25 protein-coding genes and 1 pseudogene are annotated in these 23,519 nt (G+C 62.3%); 23 read left to right on the forward strand and 3 right to left on the reverse strand.

Annotated elements, in window-relative coordinates; genetic code table 11:
• Positions 1-6: 6 nt before the first annotated feature.
• The 18 genes from NY1_RS33235 to NY1_RS43225 all read left to right on the forward strand — a co-directional run bounded on the left by NY1_RS33235 (position 7) and on the right by NY1_RS43225 (position 18,026).
• Complete coding sequence (locus NY1_RS33235) at positions 7-1,506, forward strand: FAD/NAD(P)-binding protein (RefSeq protein WP_169815430.1); 1,500 nt, start codon at positions 7-9, stop codon at positions 1,504-1,506.
• On the forward strand, positions 1,499-2,302 hold the full coding sequence (locus NY1_RS33240; RefSeq protein WP_084535820.1) for a class II aldolase/adducin family protein: 804 nt from the start codon (positions 1,499-1,501) through the stop codon (positions 2,300-2,302). Before NY1_RS33235 ends, NY1_RS33240 begins: the two co-directional genes overlap by 8 nt.
• The gene (locus tag NY1_RS33245) at positions 2,274-3,215 is read left to right on the forward strand and encodes a pyridoxamine 5'-phosphate oxidase family protein (protein WP_067721119.1); all 942 of its coding nucleotides are present in this window, start codon (positions 2,274-2,276) and stop codon (positions 3,213-3,215) included. Before NY1_RS33240 ends, NY1_RS33245 begins: the two co-directional genes overlap by 29 nt.
• The gene (locus NY1_RS33250) at positions 3,212-4,420 is read left to right on the forward strand and encodes an acyl-CoA dehydrogenase family protein (RefSeq protein WP_067721120.1); all 1,209 of its coding nucleotides are present in this window, start codon (positions 3,212-3,214) and stop codon (positions 4,418-4,420) included. The genes NY1_RS33245 and NY1_RS33250 overlap by 4 nt, the downstream gene beginning before the upstream one ends.
• On the forward strand, positions 4,417-5,451 hold the full coding sequence (locus NY1_RS44855; protein ID WP_233434595.1) for an acyl-CoA dehydrogenase family protein: 1,035 nt from the start codon (positions 4,417-4,419) through the stop codon (positions 5,449-5,451). The genes NY1_RS33250 and NY1_RS44855 overlap by 4 nt, the downstream gene beginning before the upstream one ends.
• Positions 5,388-5,618 (forward strand): hypothetical protein, encoded by a 231-nt coding sequence (locus NY1_RS45455; RefSeq protein WP_439956057.1) that lies wholly within the window; start codon positions 5,388-5,390, stop codon positions 5,616-5,618. Before NY1_RS44855 ends, NY1_RS45455 begins: the two co-directional genes overlap by 64 nt.
• Positions 5,619-5,706: 88 nt before the next feature.
• On the forward strand, positions 5,707-7,278 hold the full coding sequence (locus tag NY1_RS33260) for a PEP-utilizing enzyme (protein WP_218028500.1): 1,572 nt from the start codon (positions 5,707-5,709) through the stop codon (positions 7,276-7,278).
• Entirely contained in the window at positions 7,275-8,228 is a 954-nt protein-coding gene (locus tag NY1_RS33265) for an acyl-CoA dehydrogenase family protein (RefSeq protein ID WP_218028502.1), read from the forward strand. Before NY1_RS33260 ends, NY1_RS33265 begins: the two co-directional genes overlap by 4 nt.
• Positions 8,146-8,472 carry an acyl-CoA dehydrogenase family protein gene (locus NY1_RS44285; protein WP_233434604.1) on the forward strand — a complete coding sequence of 109 codons (327 nt, stop codon included), beginning with the start codon at positions 8,146-8,148 and terminating at the stop codon, positions 8,470-8,472. Before NY1_RS33265 ends, NY1_RS44285 begins: the two co-directional genes overlap by 83 nt.
• Positions 8,473-8,715: 243 nt before the next feature.
• The gene (locus tag NY1_RS33270) at positions 8,716-10,320 is read left to right on the forward strand and encodes an AMP-binding protein (RefSeq protein ID WP_067721122.1); all 1,605 of its coding nucleotides are present in this window, start codon (positions 8,716-8,718) and stop codon (positions 10,318-10,320) included.
• The gene (locus NY1_RS33275; protein WP_067721123.1) at positions 10,310-10,924 is read left to right on the forward strand and encodes a hypothetical protein; all 615 of its coding nucleotides are present in this window, start codon (positions 10,310-10,312) and stop codon (positions 10,922-10,924) included. The genes NY1_RS33270 and NY1_RS33275 overlap by 11 nt, the downstream gene beginning before the upstream one ends.
• A complete protein-coding gene (locus tag NY1_RS33280) occupies positions 10,921-12,384 on the forward strand; it encodes a pyruvate, phosphate dikinase (protein ID WP_084535824.1) in 1,464 nt (487 codons plus the stop codon). The genes NY1_RS33275 and NY1_RS33280 overlap by 4 nt, the downstream gene beginning before the upstream one ends.
• A 43-nt stretch (positions 12,385-12,427) precedes the next feature.
• Positions 12,428-13,444 (forward strand): NAD(P)/FAD-dependent oxidoreductase, encoded by a 1,017-nt coding sequence (locus NY1_RS33285; protein ID WP_233434596.1) that lies wholly within the window; start codon positions 12,428-12,430, stop codon positions 13,442-13,444.
• A 24-nt stretch (positions 13,445-13,468) separates the two neighbouring features.
• Positions 13,469-15,559 (forward strand): iron-containing redox enzyme family protein, encoded by a 2,091-nt coding sequence (locus tag NY1_RS33290; RefSeq protein ID WP_067721125.1) that lies wholly within the window; start codon positions 13,469-13,471, stop codon positions 15,557-15,559.
• A 34-nt stretch (positions 15,560-15,593) separates the two neighbouring features.
• Positions 15,594-16,283, forward strand: coding sequence for an O-methyltransferase (locus NY1_RS33295; protein WP_067721126.1), 690 nt, complete (start codon positions 15,594-15,596; stop codon positions 16,281-16,283).
• 26 nt (positions 16,284-16,309) lie between these two features.
• The gene (locus NY1_RS33300; RefSeq protein ID WP_157762607.1) at positions 16,310-16,915 is read left to right on the forward strand and encodes a mycothiol-dependent nitroreductase Rv2466c family protein; all 606 of its coding nucleotides are present in this window, start codon (positions 16,310-16,312) and stop codon (positions 16,913-16,915) included.
• 8 nt (positions 16,916-16,923) lie between these two features.
• A complete protein-coding gene (gene mshB / locus NY1_RS33305; RefSeq protein ID WP_067721198.1) occupies positions 16,924-17,874 on the forward strand; it encodes an N-acetyl-1-D-myo-inositol-2-amino-2-deoxy-alpha-D-glucopyranoside deacetylase in 951 nt (316 codons plus the stop codon).
• A gap of 14 nt (positions 17,875-17,888) precedes the next feature.
• Entirely contained in the window at positions 17,889-18,026 is a 138-nt protein-coding gene (locus NY1_RS43225) for a hypothetical protein (RefSeq protein WP_157762608.1), read from the forward strand.
• A 76-nt stretch (positions 18,027-18,102) separates the two neighbouring features.
• Here NY1_RS43225 and NY1_RS33310 read toward each other — a convergent pair whose 3' ends face one another.
• The 3 genes from NY1_RS33310 to NY1_RS33315 form a co-directional block, all read right to left on the reverse strand.
• Positions 18,103-18,483 carry a hypothetical protein gene (locus NY1_RS33310; protein ID WP_067721128.1) on the reverse strand — a complete coding sequence of 127 codons (381 nt, stop codon included), beginning with the start codon at positions 18,481-18,483 and terminating at the stop codon, positions 18,103-18,105.
• 204 nt (positions 18,484-18,687) lie between these two features.
• On the reverse strand, positions 18,688-18,942 hold the full coding sequence (locus NY1_RS43230; protein WP_157762609.1) for a helix-turn-helix domain-containing protein: 255 nt from the start codon (positions 18,940-18,942) through the stop codon (positions 18,688-18,690).
• A 141-nt stretch (positions 18,943-19,083) separates the two neighbouring features.
• On the reverse strand, positions 19,084-19,830 hold the full coding sequence (locus NY1_RS33315; protein ID WP_067721199.1) for a GntR family transcriptional regulator: 747 nt from the start codon (positions 19,828-19,830) through the stop codon (positions 19,084-19,086).
• A gap of 74 nt (positions 19,831-19,904) precedes the next feature.
• Between NY1_RS33315 and NY1_RS33320 the strand changes: the two genes are divergently transcribed.
• From NY1_RS33320 to NY1_RS33330, 5 genes and pseudogenes are all read left to right on the forward strand, one after another.
• Positions 19,905-21,041 (forward strand): DUF1152 domain-containing protein, encoded by a 1,137-nt coding sequence (locus tag NY1_RS33320; RefSeq protein ID WP_084535830.1) that lies wholly within the window; start codon positions 19,905-19,907, stop codon positions 21,039-21,041.
• Positions 21,034-21,183, forward strand: a pseudogene (locus NY1_RS45460) (NUDIX domain-containing protein); the annotation flags it as partial. The gene NY1_RS33320 and the pseudogene NY1_RS45460, both read left to right, overlap by 8 nt.
• 26 nt (positions 21,184-21,209) lie before the next feature.
• On the forward strand, positions 21,210-21,344 hold the full coding sequence (locus NY1_RS45230; RefSeq protein WP_267888478.1) for a hypothetical protein: 135 nt from the start codon (positions 21,210-21,212) through the stop codon (positions 21,342-21,344).
• Between the two features lie 257 nt (positions 21,345-21,601).
• Entirely contained in the window at positions 21,602-22,135 is a 534-nt protein-coding gene (locus NY1_RS33325; RefSeq protein ID WP_233434597.1) for a YfbM family protein, read from the forward strand.
• Positions 22,136-22,385: 250 nt separating this feature from the next.
• Positions 22,386-23,456: a CHAP domain-containing protein gene (locus tag NY1_RS33330; RefSeq protein WP_169815432.1), complete on the forward strand. Its 1,071-nt coding sequence runs from the start codon at positions 22,386-22,388 to the stop codon at positions 23,454-23,456.
• The last annotated feature ends 63 nt before the right edge of the window (positions 23,457-23,519 follow it).

Consider the following 23,519-nt stretch of genomic DNA (forward strand, 5'->3'; position numbering starts at 1 on the left):
GTTGTTGTGCGTATCGGCATCATCGGGGGCGGTGCATCGACTACATGTATTATCGATGCGCTTGCCACATTAGTTCCGTGGCAAGGTAGTCTTCATATCTTCGAACCCACTCCGAATCTATGGCGTGGCCGTGCATATCAGAATGACTCCGATACTGTTCTGGTGAACTCCCGAGCCGAAGATATGTCGGTTCGTATCGGAGACCCTGGCCATTTCGACCGCTGGCTTATTTCTCGGTACGCGTCGATCGGTGGCGCGGCTCCCGAATTCGCGCCGCGATCGATCTATGGCGAGTATCTGTCGGCCGTGGGTGATGAATCTGTCGTTCGTTTGCGGGAGAAAGGTTGGGATGTCGACGTAATTCCGCTCGCGGTCACCGGCTCGCGGCGCGGCGAAGATTCCATTTCACTCAGCTCCGGCAGCCTCCTGTATGGACCATTCGATTGTGTGATCGTCGCGGTCGGCGTCGGTCGGCCCGACGATATTTTCGGGCTTCAGGATGCTGTCAACTTCGTGCACGACCCCTATCCGATCGCCGAGAAATTGAGCGGTATCGGATCAGGTGATGCGGTTGCGGTGGTCGGGAGCGGTCTGACCGCCGTCGACACCGTCCTGGCGCTCGACGCTCGCGGACATCGGGGGCGCATCACGCTCTTGTCCCGCCGCGGGATTCTGCCGGCGGTTCGGCAACGCCCGATCGAGTACGAGCCTGAGCATTTCGTGCCCGCTCGACTGCATGCTCTCGCCGGGGAAGACAAGAAGCTCGAGCTGTCCGAGGTACTGGACCTGCTCCGGCTGGAATTCGAGGAGTCGGGTGCTCGATTCGACGACGTGCTGGTCGAGATCACCGGACGCGACCGAGAGGAGCCATTGCGACGGCTGCAGCGACAGATCGATGCTGTCGATTCCGACCACATCGGCCTTCGAATCCTGCAGACAGCAGTTCCTGTCTGCGGCCCGGACCTGTGGCCACTACTGGCCGACGAGGTGAAGCGGGAAGTGCTGGAGACGCACTACCGGACCTTGATGAGCCTGTGCTGCCCGATGCCTCTCAGCAGCGCCCGGACGTTGTCACGGCTGATGCGGGCCGGCCGGCTCGAGGTCATGCACGGAACGATCGATATCACAGCCACTGCCGCGGGTGACTTCGTGATCAACCCGCCGAGCGCCTCATTTCGTGCGGATCACGTCGTCAACTGTGTCAGCGCGCCGCGTCATCGGATCCCCGATGCTGCCCAGTCGCTGGTGAACTCGTTGGTGGAGCAGGGGCTGGCACTTCTGCATGCCGATGGCGGGCTCTGCGTCCGGACGGACAACAGCCTGTGCAACAACAACGGTCCCCGGGGGTACCGCCGTCACCCGCGTCTTTACGCGATCGGCGACATCACCGGGGGAACGTTCTTCTTCACTTTCGGAATCCCATCGCTTGTCGACCGATGCCGCGACATCGTCATGGACCTCTTGATGGTCGGCAGAGTCGATGAAAGGAGAGAGAGCTATGTCTGAAGCCTCCACTCAGGCGCATCTGGCCGACACCGCGACCGGCTTGCCCATTCCAGGCCCGCCCGTCTTCGAACGGGTCGATGACGAACGGCGGTATCGAAAGCAGCGTCTTGCCGCGGCGATCAGGCTCTTCGGCCGGCACGGCTTCGGCGAGGGTATCTCCGGCCATATCTCGGTGCGCGATCCCGAGCATCCGGATCTGTTCTGGGTCAACCCGTTCGGTATATCGTTCCGGCGTTGCCGGGTCTCCGACCTGATCTGTGTGGACGGCGACGGGGTAGTGGTGTCGGGACGGCACCGGGTGAATCCCAGCGCCTTCGCGATTCATTCCCAGATCCATCGGTTGTGTCCGAATTCCGACGGGATCGCGCACGGCCACACGAAATACAGCAGGGCGCTCGGTGCGATCGGCCAGCGGCTACTGCCGATCGATCAGGAGTCGGCGGCATTCCACCGGAATCATGTGCTGTTCGACGACTACAACGGTCCCGCGATCGACGTCCGACAGGGTCAGCGGATAGCTGCCGAACTGGGTGACAACGCCGCGATCCTGTTGCGTCATCACGGTCTCATCACCAAGGGCGGTTCGCTCGAGGAGGCGGTGCACTGGTTCTTCACATTCGAGGGTAGTGCGCGGGTTCAATTGCTCGCCGCGGCGGCGGGAAGCCCCCATGTCATGAACCAGGAGCAAGCCGAGCTCGCCCGCGCTGGGTTCGGCGACAGCCAGCTGGCGTGGTTCAGCTTTCAGCTCTTGTGGGAGGAGATAGTCCATGACGAACCTGACTTCCTCGACGAATAGCTCTCTGTCACAAGGAGTTTCGCGAGATCATGAGGGTGAGCGAATCGTGCAGCGCCGGGCGGGGGAGCAGCGACCCGGCCGCGGCTCGCCCATGTTCGACGGGGAACTCCACTCCGCCTTCACCGAAGTGATCGCCGCACAGCCCATGGTGATCCTGGGGAGCCCGGACAGCCGCGGAATGCTGTGGGCGTCCATCTTGACCGCGGAAGCAGGATTGGCGCAGGCCGAGAAGAACACGATCGTCTTTTCCGCACTGCCGGTCCCGGGCGATCCTCTGGTAGGCGCCTTCGATTCCGAACGCCCGTGCGCGACCTTGTTTCTCGATGTTGAATCCAGACGGCGTGTTCGAGTCAACGGGCCGATGGTTCGCGACGGTGATCGACTGGTTCTGCACAGCGATCTGGCATTTCGCAACTGTCCGAAGTACATTCACCGGCGCGAGCTGATCGCCGCAGCACCTGCCGCAGAGCCCCGCGTCACGTCCGGCTCGGAACTGACTGCAGCGCAACAGCAGTGGATCAGTGATAGCGATACATTCTTCATCGCGAGCTACTCTCCGCAGCACGGTGCCGACGTCAACCATCGAGGAGGACCAGCAGGCTTCGTATCCGTCGCCGATGCTCGTCGAATCAGCTGGCCGGACTATCCAGGCAATTCCTTCTACATGACATTCGGCAACCTCGAGCTGAATCCGGCTTGCGGGCTGTGCTTCCTGGACTGGGAGCATGGGCGAACGCTGCACCTGTCCGGAGCGGCGTCCATCGACTGGGGACCAGATCCACACGATCACACAGCACGTCTCGTGCATTTCGAGATCGATCGCGTGATCGAGATCCGCAATGCGACCAACCTGCGCTGGCAGTCGGTCGACTGCCTTGACCCGAACACGCCGCCACAGGAAGGCAAACAATGACCACACTCGACCAGCCCGCCGCTACCGCCATTCCCGATTCCGCCGAGGACATCCTCGCCGCGGTCCGGGCGCTGACATCCGAGCTCCGCGATCGGGCCCTCGAAATCGAACAGCAGCGCCGCTTGCCGGTCGACGTCGTCGAAAAGCTGCGCAATGCCGGTGTGTTTCGGATGGGGTTCCCCACCGATTTCGGTGGGGCGGGCCTCACCTCTATGGAACAAACCGAGGTCATCGAAGCCCTTTCCTACGCCGATCCCTCTGTTGGCTGGTGCGGCATGATCGGGATGGACGGCGGACTGTATTCCGCGTTCCTGTCGCCGACCGCAGTGCGCGAAGTGTTTGCGGACGCGGACACGGTGACCGCAGGGTTCGTCTCGCCGATCGGGCGGGCCGATCGAGTCCCGGGCGGCTACCGCCTCAGCGGCCGATGGCCGCTGGGAAGCGGCATTACTCACGCGTCCGTCGTGTCCGCCGGTGCGCTGACCTACACCGACGGCGAGCAGGATCGCAACGCCAACGGCAATCCCAACTGGCTGGTCATGTTGGTCCCCGTGGACCAGGTCGAGCTGATCGATACCTGGTACACCACAGGTCTGGCCGGCAGCGGCAGTCTCGATTACACGATCACCGATGTTTTCGTGCCCGAGGACCACACCTTCAATTTCAGTCGTCCGAAGAGCCGTTCCGGCGCGATGGCAGCCCCCGACACTCTCATGCGCAAGATGGCCGGTGTACCCCTGGGCACCGCCCGGGCTGCTCTCGACTTTGCCCGCGAGGTCGCGGCTGTGAAGGTGAACAAGGCAACCGGTGAACGCTGGGCCGACGACTATCGAGTGCAATTCACCCTGGGCCAGTGCGAAATGGAATACCTCACCTTGCGACACGCGGTGTATGGCAGCCTCGAGCACAAGTGGCGGAGGCTCGAGGGAGGCGCCACCTATGACGACCTCACCCCGGAGGAACGGGTCGGCAGTGTCCTGATCGCACTCAACGCATTCCGGGGCGCACTGTCGATCGTGCGACGGCTTTATGATCTGCTCGCCACAACCTCGATCTACAAGCCCTCGCCGATGGACCGTTGGTTGCGCGACCTGAACACCATGTGCCAGCACGTGATGGCTCAGGACGTGATCATGCAGTCGGCCGGCGCGTCGTTCCTCGGCGGCGAACCGCGGTTCCCCTTCGCGGTGGGAGTCACCGAGTGACACCGGCGCTCAGTCGGGAGATCCCCAATACCGCCACCTCGATCTTGGCCGCAGCCAAGGCGATCGCGCCCGCGCTACGCGCCCGCAGTGCGCAAATCGAGAGTGACCGTCGCCTGCCATCGGATGTTGTCGAACTGCTCCGCGGAACCGGTGTGTTCCGTATGGGTTTCGGCACGGAATTCGGTGGCCCGGCCTTGACCGCAGCTGAACAGACTCGAGTCCTGGAGGCCCTTGCCTACGGCGATACATCGGCGGCCTGGTGCGCGATGGTTGGCATGGATTCCGGCTTGTTCTCCACTTACATGGCCCCGGATGCAGTGCGTGAACTGTTTCCGACGATGGATGAAAGCATCGCCGGCATGTTGGCGCCGGGCGGACGCGCCGAACGTGTCGCCGATGGATACCGGCTGTCGGGGCAGTGGAGCTTCGCGAGCGGAATATCCCACGCGGACTGGGTATTCGCGGGAGCACATGTCACCCACGGCGGCGACGTGGTGCGGACCCCGGGCGGAAACCCTGAGTGGCGGGTGATGCTCCTCCCGCCACGACAGGTCCAACTCATTGATCGTTGGCACACAACAGGTCTCAACGGAACCGGCAGTCTCGACTACACGATCGACGACGTCTTCGTACCGGAACAGTATTCGTTCAGCTTTCGTGAACCGCGCGTATCGACCGGACCGCTGTCCACCCCCGACCTGCAGATGCGGAAGATGCCCGGGGTGGCTTTGGGTGTGGCGCGGGCGGCGTTGGATCATGCACGGGAGGTGGCGCGGACCAAGGTCGACAGGTCGACGGGAGTGCCGTGGTCGCAGGACTATCAGGGTGCAGTTCACGTTGGGGGAGTGCGAGATGGCGTTCGTGGCGATGCGCCACGGCGGTCTACCGCTCTCTCCAACACCGATGGGACCGACTCGACGAAGGGATCGGCCAGGACGATCTGTCGCCCCACGAGCGTATCGAGACGATGCTCGCGCGGCTGCACGCCTTCCGTACGGCGCGCACGATCGTCCGTCGTCTCTATGACCTGAACGCGACCATGTCGATCCATCGGCGCTCGCCGATGGATCGCTGGTTGCGTGATCTTGAGACCATGTGCCAGCACTTCATGGCGCAGGATCAGATAGTGCAATCCGCTGGCGCGTACCTTCTCGGCGCGCAGCCGTGGAACCCGCTCGTACTCGGAATTATCAACTAGCGCAAGGGAACCGATGATTTCGATCGATCACGCTGTCGGGCCGCTGCATGCGCGCTCGGATCCACAGACCTTCTGGAGCACCACCAATGTGGGCGAAGCGTTTCCCGGAGTGCTGACACCGTTGGGCTGGTCGCTGTGCGGGCCATCGGTAGAGCTCGGGATCCGGGACTGCTATGCGCGCGTCGGCGCGCTGCCACGGCGGGAAGTACGTATACCCGAACGTATGGAGGACCGGCTCATCTCGGTGTTCTACGGGCGAGGCGCCTTGAACGTGAACTTCTTCTGCCGCATGGGCGCCCATCTGCCCGGTACGGCACCGGATGCCATCGCGCGACAATTCCTCGGTGAACTGCCCGACGGCATCCCCTCCGAGCGTAACCATCGGCGGTGGCCGATCGTGGCAGCGAAGACGGCATACACCCAGGCCACGATCCGACGTGACGTACTTCGTCGCACGTCGCCGGTGTCGCCGTGGTGGCGGCACCATATCGCTCGGATGGATGAGCGGGACCTGGACGGTGCGCGCCTGGTCCTCGCGGAGGCGCACATCTGGTTCAAGGAAATGATCCGTCTTCAGGCAGCGGGACTGTTCGTGGCGATTCAGTCGGTCTACGACCAGTTCCTCGCTCTGCTCGCCCGTTCTGATCTCGATCCCGATCACGCGAATGCCTTGATCTCCGGGCAGGGTGATCACGCCGAAACGGCGATGATCACCGATTTGTGGGCGCTGAGCCGCGGCCGAATCAAGCTGGCGGACTTCCTTTCCGAGCACGGATACCACGGGCCACTCGAAGGCGAGATCTCCAGTCTCGTATGGCGCGAGGATCCGACACCGGTACTTCGTCTGGCCGAGCACTATCGGTCTCTCGGCGACGACGCCGATCCGGTCGCCGCGGCAGTCCACCGTGCCGGCAAACGACACGACGCGGAACGGGCGCTGCTCGGCTCGCTGAGCCCGTGGCAGCGGCCTGCTGCGCGAGTCGTGCTCGCGGCGACGGCGTCTCGAATGCCGCTTCGGGGCGTGGCCAAGGCGTCGTTCCTCCAAGCGTTCGACGTGGCGCGCGGCGCCGCGCGACGAATGGGTACCCAACTCCTCGACCGAGGTGTGATCAGCGAACCCGAGGACGTGTTCTATTTCACGGTCGATGAACTGTGCGGGCAGCTCCCCGATGATCCGGCCGGGGTCGTTGCGCAACGGCGCGCTGAACGCACTACCTTCGCGACGATGACATTGCCCGCGAGTTGGCAGGGCACCCCGGTCCCGATTTCCGCTACCGACGCGCGCCCCTCGACCCGGGAGCGTTCGGTGATCACCGGGATCGGAGCCAGCGGCGGAGTGGTCGAAGGCGTTGTCCGGGTGATCGAGGATCCCGCCTTCAACGACCTCGCCGAGGCCGGCGAGGTGTTGGTTTGTGGCACAACCGATCCCAGCTGGGCATCGGTAATTGTGCTCGCAGCCGCACTGATCGTCGACGTCGGTGGTCTGCTCAGCCACGCGGCGGTGGTTGCCCGCGAGATCGGTGTTCCGTGCGTCATCGGGACCGGCGACGGCTCCGCGGTTCTGCGCACCGGCGATCGTGTACGCGTCAACGGTACGTCCGGAACCGTGGAGATCCTCACCAGAGCATCGGGCGCGAACACCGTAGGAGCGCAGTCATGACCTCGCTGGAGCGGTCGACGGAATCGACCCCGAACAGCTATCCGGACGTACTGGCGGCAGTTCGTGCAATGGTTCCCGGTCTGCGTGCGCGGTCGGCGGAGATCGAACGGACCGGCCGCATCCCGAAGGACATCATGGACGAGCTTCGCGCCGCCGGTGTCCTGCGAATGGGATTCCCGCGAGAATTCGGCGGGCCGGGCTTGACGTCGATGGAACAGATCGAGGTCATCGAGACGCTCTCCTACGGCGACACGTCGGTCGGTTGGTGCGCGATGGTCGGAATGGACGCAGGGATGTACAGCCTGCGCGACACCGCGGTCGGCGAGATGTTCCCCTCTCTCGACGTCGCCGTCGCCGGAATGCTGACTCCGGTGGGCCGGGCCGACCGCGTTCCAGGTGGATATCGCGTATCCGGCAGATGGACGATGGCCAGTGGTATCCACCATGCCCACTGGGTGTCGGCCGGCGCGTTTGTTCACGACGAGAACGGTCAGCGTGAGATCGGCCCGAGCGGGCGAGCTACCTGGCGGGTCATGATGATTCGGCCCGAACACGTGCGACTGATCGAGAACTGGGACACCACGGGCCTGCGTGGCACCGGCAGTATCGACTTCGAGGTCGAGACTGAATTCGTTCCCGAGGAACATACGTTCAGTTTGGGAGAACGCACTCGCACCGGAGCTTTGGCTTCGCCGGACGCCCTGATGCGGAAGATGCCCGGGGTGGCTTTGGGTGTGGCGCGGGCGGCGTTGGATCATGCACGGGAGGTGGCGCGGACCAAGGTCGACAGGTCGACGGGAGTGCCGTGGTCGCAGGACTATCAGGGTGCAGTTCACGTTGGGGGAGTGCGAGATGGCGTTCGTGGCGATGCGCCACGGTGTCTACGGCACCCTCGAAGATCGCTGGCAGCGAATGGAAGCCGGCGCCACCATCGACGACCTGAATCCTGACGAACGTGTGGCCACCGCGCTCGCGCGTTTCCATGCCATGCGCGAAAGTCGTGCAATCGTTCGCAGGCTTTACGACCTGCACGCCTCCATGTCGATCTACCAGTCCTCGCCTCTGGACCGCTGGTTGCGTGACCTCGAGACGATGTGCCAACACGTCATGGCGCAGGACCGGATCGTGCAGTCCTGTGGCGCCTACCTGGTGGGCGGCAAGCCGCAATTCCCGCTCGTGCTCGGCTTCGTCTGACCTACATGTATCCGCGTTCAAGGAACGAACTGTTCACTCCATTGCATGCCGGCGTGGGCTCGGATAATTTCCGATAAAGATGGCCGTAACCCTGCGCCGGGTGCGCAAACAACCACAGCGGTCGATGCCCAAGCCTTGAACAATCTCCAACTGCGGTGTTGTGCCCTGGATTTGCCCTTCGAAGGAGCCATCGATGTTTCTGAACAATGCCCTCATCTCTGCAGTATTCGAATGTGACCTGTGATGGAAAAACTCGAACTCATTCGTGCGGCACTCCATGGGGGAAAGTCGATAGAACTCCCGGTCGCGTCGTTGCCGGCTGCACTGCTGGAAGCCGCGGAGCGCACCGGCGGAGGCGAGATCGTTTGTCTCGACGAGAGCGGTGCGCCGCGTACACAGTCCTATGCGGAGTTGCTCGATGATGCGGCACGGATCTTGGCCGGTATGCGGCGGTCGGGTGTGCGTCCTGGAGAACGTGTAGTCATCCAGGTTGCCGAACCTTTCGATCTGATGGGCGTGTTCTGGGCATGCCAACTCGGCGGGCTGGTGGCGGTTCCGGTGTCCACGGCACCGCAGAGCGGAACTCTGTCGGTCGCGGAACTGCTGGCGCAGATCCGCACACTGCTCGATGCCGAGTGGGTCGTCGGAAAGTGCACCACCGGAGTCGATTCCGAGCGATTGCTGGGCTCGGTCGAGGACCTTCGAGCGTCGCATCCAACCCAGGACTTTCATCAGGCGAGCACCGGCGATCTCGCGACCATGCTGTTGACTTCGGGTAGCACCGGTCTACCCAAAGCCGTCATGCTCACCCACGGCAATATCCTCAGCCGTTCCGTCGCGACCGCTCACCAGCGGAGGCTGTCGCAGGGCAGCCGCACCTTGAATTGGATGCCGCTCGACCATGTCGGCGGACTTGTCATGTTTCATATACGCGACGTCCTGGTCGGTTGTCATCAGGTGCACGCACCCACGGCATGGGTGTTGGCGGATCCCCTGCGTTGGCTTGATCTGGCAGACGCCTACAACTGCGATACCACGTGGGCGCCGAACTTCGCATTCGGGCTCATCAATGATCGAGCCTCCGAGATCGGCTGCAGAACTTGGGATCTCAGCCCACTGCGATACATCATGAACGGCGGCGAGGCCATCAAGCCGGCCGTTGCGCGCCGTTTTCTCGCCTTGCTCGCACCCTTCGGTCTGCCGGACACCGCTGTTCATCCGGGGTGGGGTATGACCGAAACGTCGTCCGGCGTCGTCGATCATGTGATGTCCGCTGAAGAGTTCTCCCACGACCGATTCACCCCGGTCGGTTACCCACATCCTGGAGTCTCGGTGCGGGTTGTCGGCCCGGAAGACCGAGTTCTGCTTCAGAACCAGATCGGCCGGGTCCAGGTCACGGGGGAACCGGTCACAGACGGCTACTACGGCATCGACGATGCGTCGACACATTTCACCGCGGATGGGTGGTTCGTGACCGGCGATCTCGGCTTCATTTCCGACGGGTTGCTGACTGTCACGGGTCGTGTCGATGATCTGATTCAGATCGATGGCAGCGAATTCTATGGACACGAAATAGAATCGGCCGTGGAAGAACTCCCGTTTGTCGATCCGACTTTCACGGTTGCCTGCCTAATCGACGGAGAACTGACTGTCGCCTATCATCCTCGTTCCGGTGCGGGTTCGCATTGGGATCGCTGGTGGATTGCGAACCATATATCCGAACGTTTCGGCGTATCGGCGGTGCGTGTACAGGCGATGTCGCGCGAATCGATTCCCAAGACCGGAATGGGGAAATTGCGTCGCACGCAATTGAGTCTCGAGCTGAGGAGTGCACGCGATGACCGGTGAAACGATTGTGTTGCAAGCGATTCGTTTGAAGGGCCGACCGGACGGTGAGACGCTCAGGAACGCGCTCGGTGTCATCGGTCCCGATCTCGGATCGATGCTCAGCGGCCTTGTCGCCCAAGGGCACTGTACGGAATCGCATGGACGATTCAGTCTGTCCACCGCTGGTAGGGACCGATTGGCAACCCTGCTCGCCGACGAGCGGGAGCGTATCGACCACCGGCTCCTCGATGACTGCTACACCCGCTTCGAGCATCCGAACGCAACCCTCAAACAGGTCGTAACCGACTGGCAATTGCGGAGTCCGACGCTGGCCAACGATCACACGGACCCGGACTACGACATGGCGGTGCTCGCTCGATTCGGCGTCGTCCATCAGCAGTTTCAACCGCTCCTCAGCGAGATCATCGAACTCGTCCCACGGTTGTGGCCTTATCGTGCCCGGTTGCAGAACGCCGTGCGACGCGTCGAGGCCGGCGAGGTCAAGTGGCTGACCGCGCCGCTGGCCGACAGCTATCACACTGTGTGGTTCGAACTGCACGAAGAACTCATCGGATTATCGGGTCGTACGCGCCTGAACGAGGCGGCATCCGGACGTGCCTCATGAGTACCGGCGATGACCGACAGTGGGTACTGCCACTGGACGGCACATGTACCCAGGGACCGGAGTCGATCGGCGGCAAAGCCGCATCTCTGAACAGCATGCAGGCCTTGGGGTTACCGGTCCCGCCGGCCTTCGTGCTGACTACGGAGGTGTGGCGGCGCCGAACGCCCGCCGAGGACCTGCCCGCTGAGGTCTGGGCCCATGTCGTCGAGATGATCGGTCGGCTGGAACGGTTGACCGGGCGCAGGTTCGGCGGAAGAACCGACGCCCTTCTGGTATCGGTGCGTTCAGGTGCCGCGGTGAGTATGCCCGGGATGATGGATACCGTCCTGAACGTCGGACTGACCGACGAGACTTTCGACGACTCGCCGTTCGCTGTCGATCTCCGCCACCGATTCAGCGAGCAGTTTCACCGAGTTGTGGGACGGCCCGCGCCCGCCGACGCGTGGGCGCAGTTGCGATCGGCCATTGTCGCGGTATTGGGATCGTGGGATTCTCCACGCGCCCAGGCGTATCGGGCGCGGCTCGGCTTGCCCGAATCGGGTGGGACGGCAGTTACGGTGCAGGCCATGGTGTTCGGAAACCGCGATCGCCAATCCGGCACCGGGGTGGTTTTCAGCCGTGATCCGCATGCCGGCCATGCTCACCTATACGGCGAATGGCTGCCTGGGGGACAGGGTGAGGACGTGGTGTCGGGCCGAAGCGACGTCCAGGCGTTGGCTGGTCTCTCCGATATGCCTGAGGTCTATCGGCAGTTGACCAGGGCGGCTGCCTTGCTCGAGCGGACTTACCGGGACGTTCAGGACATCGAGTTCACCGTCGAATCCGGCAAGTTGTGGTTGTTGCAGACCCGTACTGCCAAGCGGTCTTCCGAAGCGGCGATACGGCACGCGGTGGCGATGGCCCGCGAGCGGATGATTACTCCTGGGCAGGCCCTCGATCGTGTTTCTCCTGATCACATCGCGACCTTCCTCCGGCCGCGTATCGACTCGGCGGCCGCACGATCGGCCAAGGTGCTGGCGACCGGACTCCCTGCGGGTCCTGGCATCGGTGTTGGATCCGTCGTCGCTGAACCCGAACTTGTCGAGTTGACCGGCGACCCAGTTGTGCTCGCGCGACCGACAACCGAGCCGGAGGACGTGCCGGCCATGAGTATGGCCGCGGCCGTGGTGACCGAGCACGGAGGGGCGACCTCTCATGCGGCTGTCGTATGCCGGGAAATGGCGATCCCCTGCGTAGTCGGCTGCGGGCCGGACACACTTCGGACACTTGTCGGCAGAACAGTGACCGTCGACGGCTACACCGGGACCGTCTACGACGGAGCTGTTTCCGCGGAACTGCCCGGCACACCCGATGATCCAGACTTGATCACCCTCACCGAATGGGCAGTCGCCGAGCAGGGCTCCACGGCTGCCGGCGATCTCCACGCGCTACTGCGTGCGCGTTCGAAATCTCTGCGCTGAAACAGATTCCGGCCCTACATCCCCGGGGCCGGACCAACAATCGATGGGAGTACATGAAATGCGCTGTGAGGTAGTTGTAGTCGGTGCCGGCCCGGCCGGCCTGCAGGCGGCACTGGTGCTGGCGAGAGCCCGCCGACATGTCGTCGTTGTCGATGCCGGTGAACCGCGCAACGCGGCTTCAGCGCACCTGCACGGCTACCTGTCCCGTGACGGCATGGACCCGCAGGAACTTTTGCAGGTGGGCCGAGCCGAGGTTAAGACCTATGGCGGTGAACTGTGGGAAGGCGCCGTAGAGGCAATCGAGCGGACCGCCGCGGGCGAATTCTCGGTGAGCTTGAACGATGGCCGGCTGCTGACCACCTCGGCCGTCCTGGTCGCAACGGGGCTTCGCGATGATCTTCCCGACATCATGGGAGTACCTGACCGGTGGGGCCGCGATGTCCTGCATTGCCCGTACTGCCACGGTTACGAGGTTCGCGACAGCGCGATCGGGGTGATCGGCGGGAAGAATCGGCCGTTCTCCGTGCACCAGGCGATGCTCGTGCGCAAATGGTCCAACGATGTCGTGTTCTTCCCCAACGGGATCGAGCTCACGAGCGAGGAGCGCGAACGAATGCTCGCGTTCGGCGTGCGAATCAGCGAGGGATCGGTAGAACACCTCGAACTGTCCGATGACCGGATCACCGGCGTCGGGATGAGTGGCGGGTCAGTGGTGCCTCGCACGATCATCTTCATCGGGCCGCAGTTCCGGCCGAGTGACACCCTGCTGAAGAACCTGGGGTGCGAGCTCGGCGAAAACGGTTGGGTCCGTATCGATTCGACCGGTGCGACCAGTGTTCCCGGGGTGTGGGCGAGCGGCAATGTCGTCGATTCGCCGGCGCAGATCGTCAGTGCGGCGGGCGGCGCCTACATGGCGGCGGTTGCCGTCAATCACTATCTGCTGGCCGCGGAGATCGATCGTGCGGTCGCGAGTCAGCGTTCGTACGGCGATGTCTTCTCGAACGAGATGGAGCGGCGGGTATCAGAACTCGTCCTCGGTGATCGCCGACACGGACTGTGATCGAAACCAGAGGGAGAGTACGAAATGCACCCCTTCGGCTCAGCTCTGCCCACCGGGACGGAACCCCCGGCTGGCGACGCTGCCGATGCCCGCTCGGCCTACGGAATTGCGGTCGACCCCGAATATCAGTTCCCCCAACAGCCGTTGGTCTCTGGGCTGCGTGACCGGCTGGTCGCCATCGGCGACTCCAATGATCTCGACGAGCTGATTCGACGGACCGCGGAGTGGGGGAAGCGCGAAAGCGGCCGCTATCGTGAACTTTTGGACACTGCAACCGATCGAGGTGTAACCGAGGGGTTCGTTCGTCGGATCGTCCTGGGCTGCGCACCCATCAGTTTGATGGCGGGTGCATGGCTGCAGTGGCTGAACCGATCCGGAACCTGCGAGGACGATCTCGCGCTGAGAATACTGGCGCTCTACGCCGATGATGTGGGAGCCGGTCGGCCGAGACGTTCACGCGGCGACGCATACCTCGGATTGATGCGATCGCTGCAGATATCCGAGTACGCCGAGCCGGTATCTCGGCTCCCGGCCGATTCTCGAATCCCCGGATACGCCTTCGACTTCGCCGCTCGACTGTTACTGATGAGCCGCAAACCCGAAGAGTTCGCGGGCGAGCTCATGGGCGTCGATTTGTGCTTGCGCACTGTCGCCTTGCTCCCACCCTTGGCTGCGGTGCAATCGGGCGGGGTCGTTCCGGCCGACTGGCAACGTATCGACCTCAGCACGGCACGGTCATCGGAATCTCAGCTTCCTGTCGATCGCAGCGCCGCCATCGTGACCGTCATAACCGAGAACTCGACGGATTCGACTCCGGTGCGGCACGGATTCGCTTGGGCGCTGGCCGAACTCGAACGGTGGAGCACGTTGCTGTTCGACGAGCTGGTCCGAATGCTCGACCCCGCAGTGGAAATGGCTGAACTGGTCCGCTCGCGCGCCCGGGAAGCCTACGTCTATCACCATGATTTCCGGCTGGCCGGGCGTTCGCTGTCGGACTGGTTCAAGCAGGCCAGAACTGATCCGGCTCCGTTCGTACGTGCACTTGCCACCAGCAGGTTGATCCGGCCGGGACGACCCGAGGCCAGTCCGCTCGTCACCACTCTGGTGGCCGAGCGGGGCCGCATGTTCCGAGTGTTTACCGAGGAGGACCTATCGACTATTCGACGATGGATCTCGGCACTACCGACCGGCGATTCTGAGCCGGATACCATTATGAGCGAGAACCACCCGACGACTGCGGTCCCGATCGACGGGCTGTACTCACCTCCTGAGCAAGGAGAGCCGCCGCGTGGTCTTCGCGAGGCCTACTACCTCCTTCATTCCCGCCGGCAGTCGGTGGCACTGAACGACTACGCCATGGACTACGTCCGCTGCTGGCTGGATCGCGCACGTGACACCGAAGTGCACCTGCCTAAGGTCTGGGACTCGGTCGGGCTCAGACCGTGGTTGCTGGACCAGCACGATCGCCATGCGCTGGAGTACGAGCAGACCGATGAGCCACTGCCGACGCGAGAAGAGTTGGTGGAAGAATCGATTCAGCTGGCACCGATGATTCTGATCGACGGTGCCTGGCTGCAGGGATTCACCGACTACTCCCTAGCCAGCACGGAGATCGGTTTCTCCTTGTTCGCGACATACTGGGATGAACTTGGCAACAGTGAATTGAGGCTCAATCATCCGTTGATATACCGCCAGCTGCTCGGCGAGATGGGCATCGACGCCCCGCCGACGGCTTCGAAGGAATTCTCGGAATGGGACCGATTCAAAGACTCTTCGTTTGCGGTGCCGGTCTACTGGCTTAGCTTGAGTAGATTCCCGTTGACGTTCACGCCGGAGCTACTCGGACTGAACCTGGCGATCGAACTATCGGGCGTTGGCGGGACATATCGCCGAATGCGGCGCGCGCATTCCGCGCACAAGTTCGATACCCGATTCATCGATATTCACAGTACAATCGACAACGTATCTACCGGACATTCCGCCTGGGCATCCGATGCCATCGACATATATCTCGCATCGATCCTCAAGACTGAAGGCGCAGATGCGACCGCCTCGGTGTGGCGGCGCGTGCGGAACGGATATGCGGCGTTGAACCCCGCGGATATCGGATTATGATTCGGAACCATATTCGAAAATAGAAGGGGGAATAGTGAACTCTTTGACAACCTCGCCTGTGGCGGAGGTTCTCGATCGGTTGATCGGTCAGGCGAATGTGGCAGACAAGCCGTTGCATGACTCGTTCGCTGATGGCTCCTACTCTGTCGAGCAAATGCTGCAAGACGATCGATGTGACTTCAGGAAGCTCTGCCATGATCAGATCGACAATTTTCTCAACATAGATCCGAATATGGGGAAGTTCCTCTATCTCTGCGCTCGCGGAATGCGGGCAGAGCGGATTGTGGAATTCGGCACTTCCTTCGGCATATCGTCGATCTATCTCACTTGCGCCCTGAAGGACAATGGCGGCGGCAAGTTCATCGGCACCGAATTGGAGTCGGTCAAGGCGGTGAAAGCTGTAGAGAATCTCGAGGCAGCCGGCCTGGGCGACTTAGCTGAAGTCCGCGTCGGTGACGCTCGTGAGACTCTTCGGGGCGGCGTAGGAGGCCCGATCGACCTCCTACTGTTAGACGGGGCTTATCACCTCTACCTGCCGGTTCTCCGGCTTCTGGAACCAAATCTCGCGACAAACGCCATTGTTGTTGCGGACAACGCTCAAGACCTCGACAATGCCTACCTGAGTTATGTTCAGGATGCCGGAAACGGTTACATGACATTGCCTCTGCCATTTCATCCCGAGCGGGGCAATTACATTTCCGTTTACACTGGCGTCGAGGCGTAGGATATTAACTAGTGGAGGGTGAAAAAGTGGCAGACAGAGTGCAGTTCTGGTTCGATCCGGTCAGCCCGTGGTGCTGGGCTGCGGCACGGTGGATTCAAGCCGTCGAACCCGAGCGTGATATAGATCTATCGTTTCACGTCATGAGTCTTGCGGTATTGAACGAGGGTAAGGAACTTCCGGAGCCTGTCCGCAGCATTGTCGCCGGTTCGTGGCCGTACCTCCGAGTATTGATTGCAGTTGAGGACCTTCACGGACAGCGAGGCCTTCGGCACCTTTACAACGCTATCGGTTCGCACCTACACGAGCGCAAGAGTCGTTCCGAAACGATCGAGATCATCGGGGAGTGCCTACGAAGCTGCGAAATGTCCGAAGAGCTCCTTCTGCACGCGCAGGCAGTCGAGCACGACGCGCGCATCAGGGCCAGCCACACGGCTCGTAGCGACGATGACGGATCGACCTCGGGAGCTCCTACCATCCGTATCAACGGAAACCCCTTTTTCGGTCCGGCGATCTCGCGAGTTCCGGCCGGCCCGGAGGCCGCTGAAATCTTCGATGCGATTTCCACACTGGTTTCGTATCCATATCTTTTCGAATATCAGAAGACTCGTACCGAGATGCCGGTATTCGGATGACGGTCCCTATGCCGGAGGAAATCGTGAAAGGCGGATTGCTCCTCGTTCACGCGCACCCGGACGACGAATCTATCGCTACCGGCGGCACGATAGCCCTCTACCGGCGGCGCGGCGTCCCGGTGACCGTGGTTACCTGCACCCTGGGCGAGGAAGGCGAGGTTATCGGGGACCAGTGGTCACAACTGGTCAGTGGATCTGCCGATCAACTCGGTGGCTATCGGATCGGGGAACTAGGCACCGCGCTCGCCGCGCTCGGCGCGGGCCCGCCGCTCTTTCTCGGTGGTGCCGGCCGATGGCGAGACTCAGGTATGGCGGGGTCGATGTCAGACCCTCGTGAATCCGAAACAGCCGGGCACCCACGTGCTTTCGTGAAGTCAGGCTCCGCGGCGGTCGAACAACTGGTAGAGGTGATCGTGAGGTTACAGCCACAGGTAGTGATCGGCTACGACCCAAATGGCGGTTACGGGCACCCGGACCACATCCATGCTCATCGGATCACGATGATGGCCGTAGAGGAGGCCGTCAGAGCTGGATGGGACGTTCCCAAACTCTACTGGACAGTTACGAATCTCGAGGTCCTGCAACAACAGACAAGAGAGCTGCGCCGCCTGGCGATAGCACAGCCCGGTCGTGCTCTACCGCCACACTCACGCCTGCCTACATCCGGCGAAATGACCGGGGCCGACGCGAACCTCGTGACGGCAACCATCAACGTGGCCAGTGTGCTGGATGCCAAGCGGGCTGCGCTCTGTGCACACGCGACTCAGATTCGGGTGTCTCCGCTGGGCAGCGCTGTGAGTCTTTCCAATAACATTGCGCAGCCGCTCCTGAGCGAGGAGCACTATGTTCTTGTCCGCGGGCGTAGCGGCCCGGTCGGAGACGACGGCCGTGAGGACGATCTATTTGCGGGAATGCAGGAATGTCAGGCGCTTCGCAGCTTGCCCGCTACCCGATTGTGAACCAAGGACGGGTAGTGCTCGTGCGAAAGACGATCTTCTGCCCTGCCTACGCGATGCTGGCCCGCAGCGACGATCTCGTTGTCTTCCAAATGGTTTCGGTCGGCATGCCAGAACTGCTACTCCCGGTGGCGGCCACCTGCCTGAGTGAATGAATCCCGTTGCGGCAGAACGCATAAAGGTCGCGAAGTGATTTTGAAGAGAACCGTCGGAATACTCGATGGAGCCCGATTACCGGTCGGTACTCGATGTGCCGACGGGCCCGCTGTTCCAGAGGTCGGTTACCTTGACTTCTCTGCCGATCGCGGTGTGCCGCTTGGCGGATTCGATGAAGATCACATCTCCGACGGCGAGCAGGTCATCGACCTCGCCGGCGCTCAGATGACGATCGTTGGGCACGATTACGGCAATGGAATCGGCGCTCCACGCCGTACTCGTGATGCGCCCGAAGGGCAGGTAGCGTCCTGGAATGTCGTAGACGATCGCCGCGACGACGCAGCCGAGCTTGATTGCCACACTGTGGATCTCGGCCGAATCCTTTTCCCAGTCGGCGCCGGGCGTGCCCGGGCAGATGAATCCGACGACAGACGGCAGTATCAAAGGCGTGGCCATGGTTCACCCTTCGTGCTTTGTCTGGTGGTGGACGGTGCATGCATGTCCGGTAGCAGCGCAGTAGTCATCGACGTTCGCGCTGTTGGTAGTCGTTGGGCAGAGCCTTGTCTGGTCGTCGGGTTTGACGACGCCACTTCTTCGGCGGTCTCGGTGGCGATGAGACGCCACGGCAAGTTCGACGAGTGTGTTTGGTGGCAGGAGGGGTCACCGGCGTCCTCCGAACTGGCGGTAGACCGGTCGCCGGATCGCTACTGAGCCGCGGCTCGTCGATCGATACCGGCTAGGTGCCTGCTTGGTTTTCATGGCCAGGCCGTCGCGTGAGAGTCGCAGCAGTGCGTGGCGTACGGCGGTCGCGGTGAGCCTGGCGTGATGGCACAGCTCATTCACGGTCAGTGACCCGGTGGGTTCCAGAATGGCGAGCGCGGCAAGCACTTTGGCTTCATGCTCGGTCAACGCCATGGGAGCTCCCCTCGTCGTCGGTTGTCGCTGCTCGGCGCTGAGGCAACCTTGCAAGTGGACTATGCCACTTGAAATGTAAGTGGCATAGTCCACTTTGGGAAAATCGGAAAACTTCCGATCGAGAGAGGTGCCGACCGAGGGTTAGGTAGTGATCGGGTACTCCTGGCGGAACGCCCATCGTTGCGGAGGGTAGACAGCCTCATCGAACTGGATCGGATGGTCTTCAGAAGTGTATGCGACGAGCCAATACACAAGCACGGCAGACGGATTGGGAAGATCAAGTGTGTGGCGTTCCTGCTCGGTCGCGAGGCGCGACGACACCTGATCCCGAGCGTAGAGGTTGCGTTCGTCCAGGACCTCGGAAAGGTAAGGCAATGTGCCGCCGCGTACGCGCTCTGGCACAGCGAGTCGGGGAGCGGAATGAGCGAAGCGCGCCGGAAACCAGGAAGTGGACAACTCGGTCGGCCCGCTCACCTGATTACGGATGACGCGGCAACGACGAAGCGCCTGCTCACCAGGATCAAGCGCCAGCGACGTCGTGACATGCTCTGGCGCGTCGACTATCCCGACATACGGGAAATCGACTCGCTCGGTGTCGGAGTACATCGTCCCCAGCGCGGAGGCACGTTCGAACCGTTCGCGTGCCCGCGGCGCGGAACCCAAATGCTGGACGAATGTCCCCGACCCGCGTTTGCTCTGCACCAGTCCCTGCTGTCGTAGTGCCTGCAGCGCCTTGGCTGCCGTGGGGCGCGCCACTTTCCATACCGCCGCAAGCTCGCGTTCAGACGGGACTTCCGCGCCCGGCGGCAGATCACCGCGGACGATCTGATCGCGCAGGTAGCCGGCGATCTGCAGATACTTAGGGAGTACCTCTTCGATTTCGGGCAACCGCTGCATTCCTCCGTGAGTACCATAAGCCACTGGCCAGTGTACGAGGCCGGGAGAGGACCGAATTCGCGGTAATGACGAGATCGCTCGCAATCGCAGCTGGCGGGGGTGGTGATGCAGTAACCGCTGCCATACTCGCACGTTCAATACCAGGTCTTCAGGTCACCGCCATCATGAGCTACTCGTGGGACCGCTTCATGATCGATCCTGCGCCGGGCCCACGATGTCCGGCCGACTTCGAAGGGCTCACCGATCGTGACGGTGTTGCGATAGTGACACCGTCGGCCACCCTCCGGAACGGAATGTCCACGCTGCCGCGACTGTCGACCTGCATCGAGTTGCCATTGGTGCTGTTGGACGCAGAAGGTGGCGCGACTGGTATGGCGGCGCTCATGACGCGTGCAGCAAAGGCATTCGACGCGGACGAACTGCTGGTTGTCGATGTGGGCGGTGACATCCTGGCCAAAGGGCGCGAGCCGGGGCTGAACAGTCCGCTGGCCGACTCCCTAGCACTTGCTGCAGCGTTCGAATCCGGCCTCCCCACACGCGTTTTGGTTGCCGGCCCGGCGGTCGACGGAGAGTTGTCGATCGTAGAGGTATTGGCCCGACTCGACGACCTTCACGGACACGAAGTCGGCCACCTCACCGCGGACGACGTAGCCCCCTATCACGGAATCTGGTCCTGGCATCCCTCCGAGGCCACCGCGTTGCTGGCGACGGCGGCTGGTGGCTGGCGCGGTGTGGTTGAGACGCAACGTCGGTCACTCATTCAGCTCAGCGACATCGTGCCCCGGGTGTTCGAGGTCGAGGCGCCAGCCTTGCTGGAGACATCGCTGGCGGCCGGGCTGGTTTCGACCGAGAGCTTCGAGGAAGCTGAACAACTGCTTCGTGACCGCCGCGGTGGCCGCAGTGAATTGGACATCGAGCGTCGGCGTTCCGTCGAGGATCGGTCCAAAGTTGTTGAGCCGTCTGTTGAATCGTTAGAGATAATCGATCGCCAAGTCGAGGCCACACTGGCCCGTGGGGTTGATGCGTTGACGTTGCGCAGGGTCGCCGAGATGGTTTCCGCGGTCGATCCAGCCACCACCTCGGCCCTGCGACGACTGCTGGCTGAACATCGGGGCAACAACTTCCGGCCGCCGATCTACATTCTGCGTGCAGGCAACCCTGGTAGCGATCGTCTTTGTGATCATCCGAGCATCGGTGGATGAACTTCCGCATGGCTGCTGGTATGGAAGGTGCGTCATCATCACCAACCCTCGCGGCCAGATTCTGCTGATCCTGCGAGATGACATGCCCGATTTTCCGTTCCTGAACTCCTGGGCACTGCCTGGCGGGCACATCGAGCCCGGTGAGACGCTCTGGATCTTGATCAGCTCGTGCTCACCGAAGGCCAGCGGCTGGGGTGGTTCGGCGCCACCGACGTCGCTGGCATTCATTTGGGATTCGAGGAACACAACCTGCTGGCCGAGTACTTCACCCAGCTGCGCGGCACCGCCACCGACCTCGGGTAATGAGCCGTGTACGCCCGTGCCGGATGCGTTGCCCACCAACGGTATTCGTGGCTTGTGCGGCCCAGTCATCCATGACATAGCTCGGTCGATATCGGGGTCTGGAAAGGACCGGACAGCGGGCTTGAAGATCAAGGGGCAGAAAGCCTCTCGTCCCAGATCACGAAATCACGCCCACAACCAATGTGCCGTGACGATCACGATGACGCGGGCAGCACGAACACCGGCGGATGTCCACGCAATGCTCGCACGTGCGCTGTGTGCTGACCGAGCCCGTGTTGGCTCTTTCGGATACCGTCGAATCCATGTTGGGAGTGCACTTCGCGATTACCGCGGAGCAGGAGCGGGCGCTATTGGTCGCCGATGATCTGGACGACGTGGACGCGATCGACGAGTTGCTCAGTGGCATGGAGGAATTCTGGGCAGAGGACGAGTTGAAAGTTGACACCGACAAGGCCTGGGATGCGATCCATCGCAGCTTGACCGATGGCACCCTCGGCCCCAGTAGCGGGCAGTATCCGCTCTCGCCCGCCATCATCGGTGGACGGCACCTGCATGACGATTACTACGCGGTGTATGTGAACGCGGATCATGTGCAGGACATAGCGAAGGCCCTTCACGAGGTGGACCGGGAAGGTATGCGGCTGGCTTTCGATGCCATCGATGGCGAGGACTATGCCGGGGCGCTCGATGACGAAGACTTCGAGTACACCTGGAGCAATTTCGTAGATGTGCGGGCTTTTTACGACCGGGCGGCCACCGCGCGACGAGCCGTCGTCTTCACCGCGAAGTAGGCGAGCTCGCGCATCTGCTGATCGACTGGCAGAGACGGAGCCTGAGTTCGCTGACGTGAGGGTGCAGTTCTTCCACGGCAGGTAGACGTTGGCGTAGTGGTTGTGTCGGCCGCAGTGTCGCTGCTCGTCGCGGTTCGGGACGATGCTGTGTGCGCATCAGCTGCGTACACGTGGTCTGGCAGCTATCACGGTTCTGTTCCGGGTGAGCTTTCTGATTCCCTCTTCTGGGAATACACAACACTCGAATTCGATGAGCCCTACCGTCCACCACTATCGGATCGTGCCGGCGCTGGCGGTTCCCGAGTACGCGTCGGCGGCGCTCGCATGCCTGGTCCGCGCCACCCATGCGGCAATCCAGGTCAACGTCGACAAACTGGGTGTCGGCAGACCCTCCGAAGCCCCCAAGTTCACGAAGATGCTGCGAGACAACAAGATCGTTGATGACCAGAACCAGTCGCTGACCACCGTCAGTCACAATCAGACCGCCTCGGCGTTGCGGGACTTGGAAGCTTCTATGGAAACGAACGACGTCGGGGTCGACAGCTCGACCTACGGTGCTTTTGCGGCAGCGGACGACGCCTACGTCGATATAGAAGCCGCGGTCGCAAACCTTCAGCGGACCATCCACGCTGCACAGAACACGCCCGGCCCGAGCATCGATCCGTCGGGCCGCAGCTTCTGGCCCGAATCGGTGGAGGGCCCGTTGCGGACGGCCTGCGCAAGAACCACTCACGCGGTGGAGCAGCGAATGCGGACCGCCGCGTTCGACATTCAGCGTCATGCCGACAAAATTCGCGAATCGATGCCCATGACCTTGGCCGGCAACGGTTACAGCGGTGCCCCAGGTCCACAGTCCGCACTTGTGTCCAGGCACAGCTACGTACCGCCCCTGGACGCCGGAATCGTCGACAAGATCAAAGGGTTCGCTGAGAACGAGCTCGGTGTCACCGAGACCGGCAGCAATCATGTCAACCGTCCGTACAACATCGACGATGCCTGGTGCGCGTCCTTCGCTACGTGGGTATGGAAGCAGTCCGGCATCAACGTCGACTGGAGCAACAAGAACTACGTTCCCAGCCTGTGGTCCGATGCCGCCCGCCAGGGCTTGGCCGACAGCAACGTGTCGGCGGCTCGTCCTGGAGACCTCGTCGTCTTCGCCGGCCAGAACCACCTCGGCGTGGTGGTTGCTCGTGACGGCAACACCATCACCACTGTCGAGGGAAACTCGGGCGACGCAGTACGTCAGCACACCTACGTTCTCACGGACGGAAATTTCACCGGCGTCATTCACCCCCCGAGCTCCACCGTGCGGGCCGTCTGAACCGCCCTCCCATTCGTGTGGCCCCGAGTACGCGATCGTGTCGGCGCTGGATGTTCGATCGCA

It is taken from the genome of Nocardia yamanashiensis NBRC 100130 (assembly GCF_001613325.1).
Classification (GTDB): Bacteria; Actinomycetota; Actinomycetes; order Mycobacteriales; family Mycobacteriaceae; genus Nocardia; species Nocardia yamanashiensis.